Genomic DNA, 13612 nt, shown 5'->3' with positions numbered 1-13612 from the left:
CGTCGATCCCGCCTGTCGCCGTTCGACGCGTTCACCGAGAGCCCGAACCGGACGAAAGAGAGACACCACCCATGAAATTCATGATCGTCGGCAAGGCCAACGCGGAGACCGAGGCCGGGGTGCTGCCCAGTCAGGAGCTCGTGGACAACATGCACGCCTACAACGAGGCGCTGGCCAAGGCGGGCGTGCTGCTGGCCGCCGAAGGGCTCTACCCGAGCTCGCAGGGGGCCCAGATCGCGTACAGCGGCGGCAAGGCGACCGTGATCGACGGCCCCTTCGCCGAGGCCAAGGAGCTCATCGCCGGCTTCTGGCTGATCCAGGTGAAGTCCCGGGAAGAGGCGATCGAATGGGCGATGCGCGTGCCGGTGCCGCCGGGGTACGACGGGATCGGGCTGGACGTGTGGCGGGTGTTCGACGCTTCGGACGTACCGGACGACTCGCTGGCCGCGGACGAGCGGGAACGCGAACAGGCGCTCCGCGACCGCCTCGGCGTCGACACCCCCAACACCTGATCCATCCTCACGCGCCTGCCCCGTCGGCCTTGCACGCTCACCGCCCGCTCTAGCCGAGCAGCCACCATCCACCCGCCCGGACACGTGACGAGACGGCGGGTTGCCATCGGCGGCTTCGTGCTGCTCTCATGGCCCGGTGATGGCTTCCGACGCCGACGACCAGGCCCAACCCCACATCGGGACTCAAGCCGACCCCCAGGCCCCCGTTCTCCGCAGGACGGATACCCATCGGGCCATCGAGGCGGTGTGGCGGATCGAGGCGGCCCGGCTCATCGCCGGGCTCGCCCGGCTGGTGCGCGACGTCGGCCTGGCCGAGGAACTGGCCCAGGACGCGCTGGTCGCCGCCCTGGAGCAGTGGCCGGAGTCCGGCGTGCCCCGCAACCCCGGCGCCTGGCTGATGACGGTGTCGAAGCGCCGCGCCATCGACCTGATCCGCAGGAACGAACGCCTCGAGCGGAACCTGATCGAGCTCGGCCACCGGCTCGACACCGAGGAGGACCTGCCCGAGGTGGCCGAGATCGAGGACGATCTCCTGCGGCTGGTGTTCACGGCCTGCCACCCGGCGCTCTCCGTGGAGGCCCGGGTGGCCCTCACGCTCCGCGTGCTCGGCGGCCTGACCACCGACGAGATCGCCCGCGCGTTCCTGGTCTCGGAGTCCACGGTCGCGCAGCGCATCGTCCGGGCCAAGCGAACCCTGGCCGGCAAGCAGATCCCCTTCGAGGTCCCCCAGGCCGCCGAGCTGTCGACCCGCCTGGAATCGGTCCTGGAGGTCATCTACCTGATCTTCAACGAGGGCTATTCGGCGACGGCCGGCGACGACTGGATGCGTCCCGCCCTGTGCGAGGACGCGCTCCGGCTGGGCCGGGTCCTGGCCGGCCTGATGCCCAAGGAGCCGGAGGTGCACGGTCTGGTCGCCCTCATGGAGATCCAGGCCTCCAGATCGGCGGCCCGCGTGAGCCCGTCCGGCGAGCCCATCCTCCTCCTCGACCAGAACCGCGCCCGCTGGGACCAGCTCCTCATCCGCCGCGGCCTCACCGCCCTGGACCAGGCCGAGAAGCTGGGGGACGGCACGCTCGGCCCGTACACCCTCCAGGCCGCCATCGCCGCCTGCCACGCGCGAGCCCTCAACCCGGAGGACACCGACTGGGTAGGCATCGCGAGCCTGTACGAGGCGCTGGCCAAGCTGTCCCGCTCCCCCATCGTCGAGCTCAACCGCGCCGTCGCCCTCTCCATGGCCTACGGCCCCGCGGTCGGCCTCCAACTCCTCGACCAGATCGCCGACGAGCCGTCCCTCAAGGACTACCACCTGCTGCCGAGCGTACGAGGAGACCTGCTCTTCAAGCTGGGCCGCCGGGAGGAGGCCCGCACCGAGTTCGAGAGGGCGGCGGAAATGACCCGCAACGCCCGCGAACGCACCCTCCTCCAGGAACGCGCCACCGCCTGCCGCCCATGACGGCTTGGCCTGAGCTTCCGATCGCGGACCGGAGGGCTCAGGCCTAGTGGTGAACGCTCGAGTGCGACCTATTCGCCCGGAGCGGCAGGATCGCGCCTCACCCCCGTGCCGGAAACATCATCCTTGCCGGTCGCGGTGCCGTCATCGCCACGACAACGGCCCGCTCCGAGCGTACGGAGGTGCAGCAGCAACTCGAGGATCTGTGTCTCCAGGTTCATGTATTCCTCCCCTTGTGCCAGCTCGGACGAGATTCCCGGGCCTGAGAACAGGCCCGTACCACTGCGTGATAACACGGTGACAGAAAGTCCGCGCCCGCGACAGTCACCGTTCGTGACCGGAGTGGGGGTTCTTCATGCCGGTCCCGTCGTACGATGCGCCGGCAAGCCGGACCGCCGACGCTCCTCCGACTGCCGTTTTCACTGGTGGTGTGACCGGGAGAAAGCGTGGTGGGTGCGGGTGACATGCCCTTGATGCGACACAAAAGAGGCCTCTTGAGGTGGGAGCGCTCCCAGACCGCCCTTTGCGAGGTATAACGCCAAAAATCCCGTTCCACAGTGACAAACCGCCTCATTGGTAACGGTTGCGTTTCGGTGGATTGACGTGCAGACCACGTAAGTGCACCCTTTGTGGGAGCGCTCCCAAAGACTCCCACCGCGGCGGAGCGCGAGCCGCGGTGCACTCCCCCAACATTCACCCGAGAAGGGGTCCACCCATGATGATCAGCAAGCGTCGCGGCGGTCTCGCCGCGGCCTCTGCCCTGGCCGTGGCGGCGCTGACCGTCGCGTCCTGCAGCTCCGGCGGCGGCACCGCAACGGGGTCCAGCAGCGCTCCCGCCTCCTCCGCGGCGGCTGAGCCGGTCACCATCCGCGTTCAGACCTTCGGCGGCGGCACCAACTTCGGCTACAAGAACGCCATCACGAAGTGGAACGCCGAGCACAAGGACATCCAGATCAAGGAAGAGCACCTGACCGACCAGTTCGAGCAGCAGTACTGGCCGCAGATGATCCAGTGGCTGCAGGCCGGAAACGGCGCGGGCGACGTGGTCGGCATCGACGAGGGCGGCATGGGCCTGGCCAAGGCGCACCCCGAATGGTGGGCCGACCTCAAGGAGCACGGCCTGGAGTCCCGCAAGGCGGACTTCCCGGCGTGGAAGTGGGAGAACGGTGTCACGGCCGACGGCAAGCTGTTCGGCCTGGGCACCGACATCGGCGGCATGAGCCTCTGCTACCGCACGGACCTGTTCAAGAAGGCCGGGCTGCCGACCGAGCGTGACAAGGTCAGCGCGCTCTGGCCGACGTGGGACGAGTTCATGAACGTCGCCAAGACGTTCCAGTCGAAGGTGAAGGGCACCAAGTTCGCCGACGGCACGAACACGCTCTACCAGGTCGTCCTCTACCAGGAGGCCGCCAAGAACGGCAACGTGACGTACTTCGACAAGGACAACAACCTCATCGTCGACAAGAACCCGGCGGTGAAGGCGGGCTTCGACTTCGCCACGAAGATGAGCCAGCAGGGCCTGACCGCCAAGCTGCGCAACTTCACCGACGAGTGGGCGGCGGGCACCCAGAAGGGCGCGTTCGCCACGGTCGGCTGCCCGTCCTGGATGCTCGGCGTGGTCAGCGGCAACGCCGGCGACGGCGGCAAGGGCAAGTGGGACGTGGCCAGCGTGCCGGGCGGCGGCGGCAACTGGGGCGGCTCCTGGCTGGCCGTGCCGAAGCAGTCGAAGCACCCGAAGGAAGCCGCGATGGTCGCCGACTACCTGACCAACGCGCAGACCGAGGCGAGCATCTTCGCGGACTTCGGCAACATGCCGAGCAACACGAAGGCTCAGCAGGACCCGGCCGTGCAGGGCGCGAAGAACGAGTTCTTCAACGACGCCCCCATCGGTGAGATCTTCGCCAAGTCCGCGTCGAGCCTGCAGCCGGTCTTCCTCGGCGTGAAGCACGCCCAGGTCAAGAACGCCATCGAGTCCGTCATCCAGGGCATGGACGACGGCTCCGTCCCGTACGACAAGGCCTGGCAGCAGCTGGTCGACGACGCGGTGAAGGCCGCGGGCTAGTCTCCCCGCCCGGCCCGCGAGCAGCGGGCCGGGCTTGTTGCCGCCGAAAGGTCTGCTATGAGTCTCGACACCCTTCCGCGGGCGGCGCGGAACAACCATCGCCGCGCCCGTCCGCCCGGCCGCCGCTGGCGTTCGAAATTCGACGTCAAGGCGATGCCGTACGCCCTGGTGTCCCCTTATTTCCTGCTGTTCGCCGCCTTCGGGCTGTTCCCGTTGGCCTTCACCCTGTACTACTCGCTCTACGACTACGACCTGGCCGGGACCGTGGAGTGGACCGGGCTGGGCAACTACACCGCCCTGCTCGGGGACGAGGACTTCTGGAACGCCGTGGTCAACACGGTGGGCATGTTCCTCCTCGCCACCGTCCCCCAGATGATCCTCGCGCTGCTCCTGGCCAACGCGCTGAACAAGCGCCTGAAGCTCCGCCTGGCCATCCGCATGAGCGTGCTGCTGCCGCTGGTCACGTCGGTGGTCGCGGTCGCGGTGGTGTTCACGCAGCTGTACGCCCGCGACTGGGGCCTGGTCAACTGGGTCCTGAGCTGGTTCGGCGTGGACAACACGAACTGGCGGGCCGAGCGCATCCCGTCGTGGATCGCCATCGCCACGATGGTCGACTGGCGCTGGACCGGCTACAACGCGATCATCTTCCTGGCCGGCATGCAGACGATCCCCCGCGACCTGTACGAGGCCGCCGCGATCGACGGCGCGTCGCGGCGCAGGCAGTTCTGGCAGATCACGCTGCCGATGCTGCGCCCCACGATGATCTTCGTGGTGCTCAACTCCACGATCGGCGGCCTGACGCTGTTCTCCGAGCCGACCACGTTCTACAACGGCAACGTCGACGGCGGCTCGCAGGGACAGTTCCAGACGGTGGCCATGTTCATCGTCAAGCAGGGATTCCGCGAGTTCGACTACGGCTACGCCGCGGCGGCCGCCTGGCTGCTGTTCCTGCTCATTCTCATAGGAGCGGCGATCAACTTCCTGTTCGTGCGCAGGATCGGGGGCACCAGATGAACAACTTCTCCCCGACCCTCGCCACCCGGCTCATGCTGGCCCTGGCCGTCCTGCTGTCGGCGTTCCCGCTGTACTGGATGCTCGTCATCGCCTCCCGTACGAACGCCGACGCGGTGGCGGTGCCGCCGCCGTTCCTGCCGGGCGGGAACCTGGGCGACAACATCGTCGCGGTGCTCAACAACGAGGACGCCAAGTTCCTGCTGGGCCTGACGAACTCCTTCATCGTGTCGAGCATCGTCACCGTCTCCGTGGTGATCATCTCCACGCTGGCCGGCTTCGCGTTCGCGAACCTCAGCTTCAAGGGCAGGAATCTGCTGCTGGTGCTCGTTCTGCTGACGATGGCCGTGCCGTTGCAGCAGATGGGCGTGGTGCCCCTGTACCGGCTCATGGTGAGCCTGGAGTGGACCGGCACGCTCAAGGCGGTCATCCTGCCGTACCTGCTCAACGGGTTCGGCGTGTTCCTGATGACGCAGTACACTCGCCAGGCCGTGCCGATGGAGCTGGTCGAGGCCGCCCGGGTCGACGGCGCCGCCACGCTGCGGATCTGGTGGAACGTCGTCCTGCCCGCCGTACGTCCGGGCATGGCGGTGCTCGGCATCAACACGTTCATGCTCATGTGGAACGACTTCATGTGGCCGCTGATCGTGCTGACCCCGGACAACCCGACCGTGCAGATCGCGATCACCTCGCTCAACGCCAGGTTCTCCACGAACTACACGTTGATCTTCGCGGGAACGGCGTTGTCCATCATTCCGCTCATCGCAGTATTCGTCGCATTCGGCCGCCAGATCGTCGGCGGCCTCATGGAAGGTGCGGTCAAGGCGTGACGACACAAGAGGAACAGACGCGTGCCGGGCTGCGCTTCCCTGCGGGCTTCGCGTGGGGCGCGGCGACCTCGGCGTACCAGATCGAGGGCGCGGTCGACGAGGACGGGCGCGGCGTCTCCATCTGGGACACGTTCACCAGGACGCCGGGCCGGATTCTCAACGGCCACAACGCGGACGTGGCCATCGACCACTACCACCGATACCGGGAAGACGTCGGGATCATGGCGGACCTGGGCCTGTCGGCCTACCGCTTCTCGGTCTCCTGGCCCCGCATCCAGCCGACCGGCTCCGGCAAGGTCAACCAGAAGGGGCTGGACTTCTACAAGCGGCTCGCCGACGAACTGCGCGGGCACGGCATCGACCCGTGGCTGACCCTCTACCACTGGGACCTGCCGCAGGAGCTGGAGGACAAGGGCGGCTGGCCGAACCGCGACGTGGCGTACTGCTTCGCGGACTACGCGGCGACGGTCCACGAGGCGCTGAAGGACCACGTGCACACCTTCAGCACCGTCAACGAGCCATGGTGCGCCGCGTTCCTCGGCTACGCCTCGGGCGAGCACGCCCCGGGCCGGCGCGAGCCGGAGAACGCGATCAGGGGCGCGCACCACCTCAATCTGGCGCACGGGCTGGCGGTGCAGGCGATGGACGCCCGGCGGGTCGGCGGCTGCGTGAACCTGTACGCGATCACGCCCGCCACCGACAGCGTGGAGGACCTGGACGCGGCCCGGCGCATCGACGGGCTGCAGAACCGGTTCTTCCTGGACGCGCTGCTGCTGGGCCGCTACCCGGAGGACGTGCTGGAGGACGTGCCGGGCGAGATCGACTTCATCCAGCCGGGCGACATGAAGATCATCAACGCCCCCATCGACGTGCTGCTCGTCAACTACTACAGCCGCTTCACGGTCTCGGGAGCACCAGGCGGCAGGCAGTCGGCGGCGGCGGCCCCCACGGACACGGGTTCGCCGTGGGTGGGCAGCGAGCACGTGTCGTTCGTCAGCGGCGGCCAGCCGGTGACGGCCATGGGCTGGGAGATCGACGAGGGCGGCCTGGTCGAGGTCCTCACGAGGGTGGCGCGGGAGTACCCGCCGATCCCGATGGTGGTCTCCGAGAACGGCGCCGCCTTCGACGACGTGCTCGAGGACGGCCGGATCCACGACACCGAGCGGCGGGCGTACGTGGAGGCGCACCTCGGCGCCTGCAAGCAGGCCATCGAGGCCGGCGTGCCCCTGGAGGGCTATTTCGCCTGGTCACTGATGGACAACTTCGAGTGGGCCTGGGGCTACGGCAAGCGGTTCGGCCTCGTGCGCGTGGACTTCGAGACCCAGGAACGGCTGATGAAGGACAGCGCGCTCTGGTACTCGGAGATCATCCGGCAGAATAGGCGCCATGAACCGACCGACTCTTGAGGCAGTCGCGGCTCGGGCCGGGGTGGGCCGGGGCACGGTGTCTAGAGTCATCAACGGCTCGCCGAACGTCAGCGCCAAGGCCCGGGAGGCCGTGGAGCTGGCCATCCGCGAGCTGGGCTACGTGCCCAACCGTGCGGCGCGCGCCCTGGTGACACGCCGCACCGACGCGGTGGCCCTGGTGGTGTCCGAGTCGCAGCTGCGGGTGTTCGACGACCCGTTCTTCGCGGGCACCATCCGCGGCATCGGCTCGGCGCTGTCAGAGACAGGGCTGCAGCTCATCCTGGCGATGGCCCGCACCACCGAGGAATATGACCGGCTGGAGCACTACCTGACCGGGCAGCACGTCGACGGCGTGCTGCTGCTGTCGCTGCACGGCGCCGACCCGCTGCCGGGGCGGCTCGAGGAGATGGGCGTGCCGACCGTGCTCGGCGGCCGCCCCGTCGGGCTCGACCCCTACAGCTACGTCGACATGGACAACAGGGCAGGGGCCCGGCAGGCGGTCAAACACCTGCTGGGTCTCGGCCGCACGCGCATCGCCACCATCGCCGGTCACCAGGACATGGGCGTGGGCGTCGACCGTCTGGCCGGCTATCGCGACGCGCTGTTGCCCGCCGGGCTGCCGGAGCTGGTGGTCTACGGCGACTTCTCGGAGGAGAGCGGCTCGGCGGCGATGACCCAGCTGCTGGCGAGCCATCCCGATCTCGACGCGGTCTTCGCCGCGTCCGACCCGATGGCCCTGGGCGCGATGCGCGTGCTCAAGGCGGCGGGGCGGGCGATCCCGGAGGACGTGGCGGTGATCGGGTTCGACGACTCCAAGGCCGCGCTGCACGCCGACCCGCCGCTGACCACCGTCCACCAGCCGACCGAGCAGATGGGCCGGCAGATGGCGCAGCTGCTGGTGGCCCGCATCAACGGCGAGGAGCTGCGCCAGCCCGTCGTGATCCTCGACACCCACCTCGTACGCCGGCAGTCAGCGTGAAAAGCTCCCGTGGACAGTAGAACCAAGCGCCGTTTATCCGACGCCGAGCTCGACGCCCTGCTCCGCCGCGCGCTGGGCACGGGCGTCGTGGCCGTCACCGAGCTGACCGACGGCTACGCCAACGCCGTCTGGCGGCTGAAGCTGGACGACGGGCGCGAGGTGGTGCTCAAGCTGTCCCCGCCGCCCGACCTCGACCAGCTCAGCTACGAGCGCAACCTGCTGCGCATGGAGGCCGCCGCGTACGAGCTGGCGGCGCAGGCGGGCGTGCCGGTGGCCACGCTGCTGCGCGCCGGGTTCGACGACCCGGTGCTGGGCGGCGACTATCTGCTGCTCGACGCGCTCGACGGCGTCTCGTGGAACGACGTCAAGCCGGAGGGCGAGCAGGCGCTGCGCCGGGAGCTGGGCCGCCACCTGGCCAGGTTCAACGCGGTGAGCGGCGAGGTCTTCGGCTACCCGCACGCCGGGATCGTCGGCGCCACCTGGCGGCAGGCGTTCCTGGCGATGATGGCGGCGCTGGTCGGCGACACCGAGCGCTACCCGACGCCGCTGCCGCGCTCCCCCGGGGAGATCATGGCGGTGATCGAGGCCGCCTCGCCGGTGCTGGACGAGGTGACGACGCCGCGGCTGGTGCACTTCGACATCTGGCCGGGCAACGTCTTCCTCGACGTCAGCGGCCCGCCCCGGATCCAGGCCATCATCGACCACGAACGGGCCTTCTGGGGCGACCCGCTCGCCGAGTTCGTCACGCCGACGATCTTCGGCGAGCTGGCGGAGGAAGACCCGCTGCTGGCGGGCTACCGCGAGGTGACGCCGCTGGAGCTCACCCCGGCGGCGCGCACCCGCATCGACCTCTACCGCGCCTACCTCTACCTGATCCTGCTGGTGGAGAACGGACCCCGGCAGTACCCGGAGGAGGAGTACGCCAGGCTCCGCGAGGCCGCGTTCGGCTCACTTACCGCGGTGCTCGACCGCCTCGTAGGCGCCTCCTCTGGCGGCCGGGGCTAGCCGTACGCACGTTCTCGCGCCCTTGTTGGGCACGCCGAGGTCGACGGGCTTGTCACCCGTGCACAGCAGCGCGCCGCTGATCGTGCTGCCCGACAGGATCGGCGCCGTGTTGCCGGTCAGCAGGACGGCGCCGCGCAGGTCGGCGCCCACGATGGTCAGCGCCTTGGCGCCGCTGACGTTGAGGGCGCCGGTGAGGGAGGCCCTGAGCAGGTGCACGGCGGCGGGCTGCGCCGCGGTCAGCGTGCCGGCGATCCGGCCGCCCTTGACCACGAGCGAGGCTCCGGGCTTCACCGTGATGGGCCCGCTGACCTGGGCGCCGTCGAGGCAGGTGACGCCACCGTCGACGACGAGGGCGCCCTGGTAGACGCCGGTGACCGTGCGGGCGCAGGCGGGCGGCGGGGCGATCGTGGTGACGGTGAAGCTCTTCGGCGTGCCCTGGTTGCCCGCGGCGTCGATCGAGCGGTATTCGATCGTGTGCCGGCCGCGCGGCAGCTTCCCGTACACGAGGGAGTCGATGACCGTGCCGTCCTCGCTGAACGTCCACGGCAGCTCCGAGGAGGTGGGCCAGCCGAAGTAGTTGAACCAGCCGTCGCCGTCCACCCTGGACTCCGAGACCACGTAGCCGCCGCGGTCGTCCTCGCCCGTCAGGCGCATGGAGAAGGGGCCGTTGTAGACGTAGGCGTCGCCGGCCGCGGCGAGCGGCTCGGACAGCTCGTAGCGGGTGGCGGGCAGGCTCGCGTCGATCTGCCAGTTGAGGGTCTGACCGCCGAGGGCGGCGGTGAGGGTGTGCCCGCCCGGTTGCAGGTTCAGCCTGCCGAGGTCGAGGTCGGTGCCGGTGCCCGCCGGGCGGCCGTCCACGGTCCACGTCACCTCGGGTACGGCCGCGGCCGGATGGATGGTCTCCACGTACACGACGTCGGCGCGGCCGAGCGGCCGGTCGGTGGGGGTGGAGGAGACGAACGCGGCCTCGGCGCCGTCCGGCGGGGTGGTCAGCGACGTGTCCACCGTCCAGGTGCGGGACTTGGTGAGGGCCGACCTGATCGCCGGGTCCCTGACGAACCCGGTCGGGTCCGAGACGGTGGCCGTGACGGTGTGCGTGCCCGGGGTGAGGCCGAGCGTGCGCAGGTCGAGGGCGTCGTCGTGGCTCGCGAGGTCCTTGCCGTCCACGTTCCAGGTGGTCGTCAGCGAGTGACCGACGGGGCGCATCGGCTCGACCCACAGCACCCGGTCGGCGCCGACGGGCTGCTGGTTGGGCGTGGCGTCCTGGATGACCATGGTCTTGGCGGTGATGCGCTGGACCATGACCTCGCGGCTGACCTGGTCGTAGTAGTAGCCGAGGGTCTTCATCATCGAGTGCCGGCTGGGCCGCCAGACGCCGGTCGTGTAGTAGAGGCCGCCCTCGTAGCGGCCGATGGGGCCGCCGGACTCGCTGGGCTCGCCCAGCCAGCGCCACCATTTCTTCTGCTGGTCCCTCAGCTGCTGCTCGGCCAGCAGGGTGTGGTGGGCGCTGGACGGCTCGGATCCGGGGTAGGCGCCGCCGGGGACGCCGCGCTGGTAGTAGTCGTACTCGTCCTGCAGGCCGCCCAGGGAGTGGCCCAGCTCGTGCGGGCTGATCAGGGCGGACATGCTGTTGCTGCCCGAGGCGGTGGCGTACGAGCCGCCCGCGCCGCCGTACGTGCCGCTGTTGCCGAGCGCGAGGATCTGCCGGTTGCCGGACGTGGTGCCGGTGACCAGGTCGGCGTAGCGGGTGGCGGCGGCGTTGTCCATGGTGATCAGGCGCTGGACGCTGCCGGGGTTGCAGCGGCCCCAGAAGCCCATGCCGAGCGGGGTGGTCTTCTTCGGCGAGTCCAGTCCGGGGTCGCAGCTGATGCCCGACTCTCCGGAGACGATGTCGACGCGGTAGACGTTGATGTAGTTGCGGTACGTCTTGAACGGCTCGATCGACCACATCACGTTGAGGTGCCGGTCCACGTCGGCGCGGAACTTGGCCTGTTCCGGCTCGGTGTAGCCGTCCCCCATGATGATCAGGTTGAATCGCCTGGCCGGGGAGCCCGTGACCTGGACGGGCACCACGGTGGCCGCACCCGCCTCGGCGGCCGCCGCGGGCACGGGTAACACGGGTAACAGTGCGGCGGCCAGCACCAGGGCCGCGAAGATACGCATGCCCTGCACTATCTACGATCAAACGCGCGTGACCAAGCCCCTAACTGCGTGTCAGGCCTCGGGGAGCTCGGCCAGCAGGATCGGCTGGGTCGTGGGCTTGCCGGAACCGGCCGCCGGCTCGACCGTGAGCGCCACGCGGTCGTCCCCCCGCTCCGGCGTGATCAGCAGGGGTGTGGTCAGGCCGCCCTCGGCCCGGTCGAGCATCCCGGCGGGGCGGGGGCCGTCCGGGCCCATCAGCCACAGCTCGTACCCCTTGGAGCCGGGCAGCTCGGCCAGGCCGGACGAGGCGAACACCATGCGTCCCCTGGCGCGGGAGATCACGACCGTGCCGGTGCCTCCTGAGGTGGCGGGCCGGCGTACCGTCTCGGCGTCGGGCGCGGCCAGCACGGCGATCACCTCGTCGTTCCTGGCGGTCAGGTCGCTCAGGTCGCGGCGGGCGTCCAGGGCGACGGCGCCGAGCGCGACCGCGGCCGCCGCGGACACGGCCGCCAGGCCCGCCATCACTTTGGACCGGCGGCGCCTGAGGGGCACGACGGCTGGGGGCACGGGCGGGGCCACAGGCGGGGCTGCGGGCGTGCGTGAGGCCGGGGGCCGCCAGATGGTCGGGCTGTCGTCGGGCACCGCTCCTGGCACCCGCTGCGGCCGTTCCTCGGGGCGCCGCAGCTTGTGGGCGGCGTCGAGCAGGCGTTGCCGGAGCGTGGCGGGCGGCGGCTCGGCGACCGCCTCGGCGAGCCTGGCCGCGGTCTCGCGCAGCCGCCGGACCTCCACCCAGCAGGCCGGGCACGCCAGCAGGTGCTCCTCGAACAGCACCCACTCGGCGTACGGCAGTGCGTGCACGGCGTAGGCGCCCGAGAGGGTGTGGAGTCCGTCCGTCATCATCCACTCCCTTTGTGAGAGGCGGCTCACGCATGTACTTCGGCGACTCGGGCATGTCGGATGGCTGCGGGGCTTGCTCTTTTCTCACGGCGTGGGACAATCTCATCGGGTGATGAATTATGAGCTGTGTAATAGCAGGTGGCGGGCCGGCCGGCGCGATGCTGGCGCTGCTGCTGGCCAGGGCAGGGGTCGAGGTCACGCTGCTGGAGAAGCACGGCGACTTCCTGCGTGACTTCCGCGGCGACACGATCCATCCGTCCACGCTGCAGGTGCTCGACGAGCTGGGGCTGGCCGAGGAGTTCCTGAAGATCCCCCATCGCAAGGCGTACGGGATCAGCTTGGTGACCGACCGCGGCGACACCAGGCTGGCGGGCCTGCGCGGGCTGCCCGGCAAGTACGACTACATCGCGTTCGTACCGCAATGGGACTTCCTCAACCTCGTCACGTCGGCCGCCGCCCGGTATCCGGGTTTCCGGCTGCTGATGAACGCGGAGGCGTACGACCTGATCCGCGAGGGCCAGACCGTGCGCGGCCTGCGTTACCGGGACGAGTCGGGCGAGCACGAGATCAGGGCCGACCTGACCGTCGCCGCCGACGGGCGGCACTCGACCCTGCGCGAGCGCGCCGGGCTCGTGCCGGAGGAGCTCGGCGCGCCGATGGACGTGGTGTGGTTCCGGCTGCCCCGGCACCCGTCCGACCGTGACGACACGTTCCTGCGGATCTCCGGCGGACGCATGATGGTGTCCATCAACAGGCAAAGTTATTGGCAACTCGCGTACGTGATCCCCAAGGGCGGATTCGACGAGCTGGTGCGCGCCGGGATCGACGCGCTCCGCGAGCCGGTCGCGGCGCTGCTGCCGTGGCTGGCCGACCGGATCGGGCAGATCGGGAGCTATGACGACGTCAGCGTGCTCACCGTCGTCCTCAACCGGCTGCGCCGCTGGCACCGGCCTGGATTCCTGTGCATCGGGGACGCCGCGCACGCCATGTCGCCGGTGTTCGGGGTGGGGATCAACCTGGCCGTCCAGGACGCGGTCGCCACCGCCAACCTGCTGGCCGGGTCGCTCAGGTCCGGCGCGCCGATCCCCGAGTCCACCCTGGGCCTGGTGCAGAAGCGGCGGATGCCGCCCACCCGCGTCACGCAGGCGGTCCAGCGGGTGGTCCAGAATCTGGTGATCAAGCGGGCCCTCAGCAACAGGCTCGACCCGTCCAGGATGCCCCGCGACCTCACGCGGATCCCCCTGCTCAACCGGGTGGCCCGGCGCTTCATCGGGCTGGGGGTACGGCCCGAGCATGTGTCCGTAAAGGAACTTTGACT

General features: G+C 69.7%; 12 protein-coding genes. 9 read left to right on the top strand and 3 right to left on the bottom strand.

Going from position 1 to position 13612, the window contains the following annotated elements; all coding sequences use genetic code 11:
- Positions 1-71: 71 nt before the first annotated feature.
- Positions 72-512, top strand: a complete 441-nt coding sequence (locus tag ACIBI9_RS04955; RefSeq protein WP_397220599.1) for a YciI family protein — start codon at positions 72-74, stop codon at positions 510-512.
- A 136-nt stretch (positions 513-648) separates the two neighbouring features.
- Positions 649-1965 carry an RNA polymerase sigma factor gene (locus ACIBI9_RS04950; RefSeq protein WP_397220598.1) on the top strand — a complete coding sequence of 439 codons (1317 nt, stop codon included), beginning with the start codon at positions 649-651 and terminating at the stop codon, positions 1963-1965.
- Between the two features lie 68 nt (positions 1966-2033).
- Here ACIBI9_RS04950 and ACIBI9_RS04945 read toward each other — a convergent pair whose 3' ends face one another.
- Positions 2034-2183 (bottom strand): hypothetical protein, encoded by a 150-nt coding sequence (locus tag ACIBI9_RS04945; protein ID WP_397220597.1) that lies wholly within the window; start codon positions 2181-2183, stop codon positions 2034-2036.
- A 494-nt stretch (positions 2184-2677) separates the two neighbouring features.
- On the opposite strand from ACIBI9_RS04945, the gene ACIBI9_RS04940 reads away from it, so the two are divergent.
- From ACIBI9_RS04940 to ACIBI9_RS04915, 6 genes are read left to right on the top strand one after another with little or no spacing between them, the layout of a single operon-like run.
- Positions 2678-4024 carry an extracellular solute-binding protein gene (locus tag ACIBI9_RS04940; protein ID WP_397220596.1) on the top strand — a complete coding sequence of 449 codons (1347 nt, stop codon included), beginning with the start codon at positions 2678-2680 and terminating at the stop codon, positions 4022-4024.
- A gap of 57 nt (positions 4025-4081) precedes the next feature.
- Positions 4082-5038 carry a carbohydrate ABC transporter permease gene (locus tag ACIBI9_RS04935; RefSeq protein WP_397220595.1) on the top strand — a complete coding sequence of 319 codons (957 nt, stop codon included), beginning with the start codon at positions 4082-4084 and terminating at the stop codon, positions 5036-5038.
- Entirely contained in the window at positions 5035-5865 is an 831-nt protein-coding gene (locus tag ACIBI9_RS04930) for a carbohydrate ABC transporter permease (RefSeq protein WP_185073346.1), read from the top strand. Before ACIBI9_RS04935 ends, ACIBI9_RS04930 begins: the two co-directional genes overlap by 4 nt.
- Positions 5862-7271: a GH1 family beta-glucosidase gene (locus ACIBI9_RS04925; protein ID WP_397220594.1), complete on the top strand. Its 1410-nt coding sequence runs from the start codon at positions 5862-5864 to the stop codon at positions 7269-7271. The genes ACIBI9_RS04930 and ACIBI9_RS04925 overlap by 4 nt, the downstream gene beginning before the upstream one ends.
- A complete protein-coding gene (locus tag ACIBI9_RS04920; RefSeq protein WP_363964229.1) occupies positions 7252-8250 on the top strand; it encodes a LacI family DNA-binding transcriptional regulator in 999 nt (332 codons plus the stop codon). The genes ACIBI9_RS04925 and ACIBI9_RS04920 overlap by 20 nt, the downstream gene beginning before the upstream one ends.
- 9 nt (positions 8251-8259) lie before the next feature.
- Positions 8260-9255, top strand: coding sequence for a phosphotransferase family protein (locus tag ACIBI9_RS04915; RefSeq protein ID WP_397220593.1), 996 nt, complete (start codon positions 8260-8262; stop codon positions 9253-9255).
- Here the strand turns inward: ACIBI9_RS04915 and ACIBI9_RS04910 are convergent.
- Together ACIBI9_RS04910 and ACIBI9_RS04905 are read right to left on the bottom strand one after the other, a co-directional pair.
- The gene (locus ACIBI9_RS04910; protein ID WP_397220592.1) at positions 9199-11418 is read right to left on the bottom strand and encodes a M64 family metallopeptidase; all 2220 of its coding nucleotides are present in this window, start codon (positions 11416-11418) and stop codon (positions 9199-9201) included. The genes ACIBI9_RS04915 and ACIBI9_RS04910 overlap by 57 nt on opposite strands.
- 51 nt (positions 11419-11469) lie before the next feature.
- Positions 11470-12297 (bottom strand): anti-sigma factor domain-containing protein, encoded by an 828-nt coding sequence (locus ACIBI9_RS04905; RefSeq protein WP_397220591.1) that lies wholly within the window; start codon positions 12295-12297, stop codon positions 11470-11472.
- A gap of 116 nt (positions 12298-12413) precedes the next feature.
- Between ACIBI9_RS04905 and ACIBI9_RS04900 the strand changes: the two genes are divergently transcribed.
- On the top strand, positions 12414-13610 hold the full coding sequence (locus ACIBI9_RS04900) for an FAD-dependent oxidoreductase (protein ID WP_397220590.1): 1197 nt from the start codon (positions 12414-12416) through the stop codon (positions 13608-13610).
- Positions 13611-13612: the final 2 nt, after the last annotated feature.

Source organism: Nonomuraea sp. NPDC050451 (assembly GCF_044458585.1).
The sequence above is the reverse complement of the archived record's forward strand: the minus strand, read 5'-3'. Positions and strand labels throughout refer to the sequence as shown.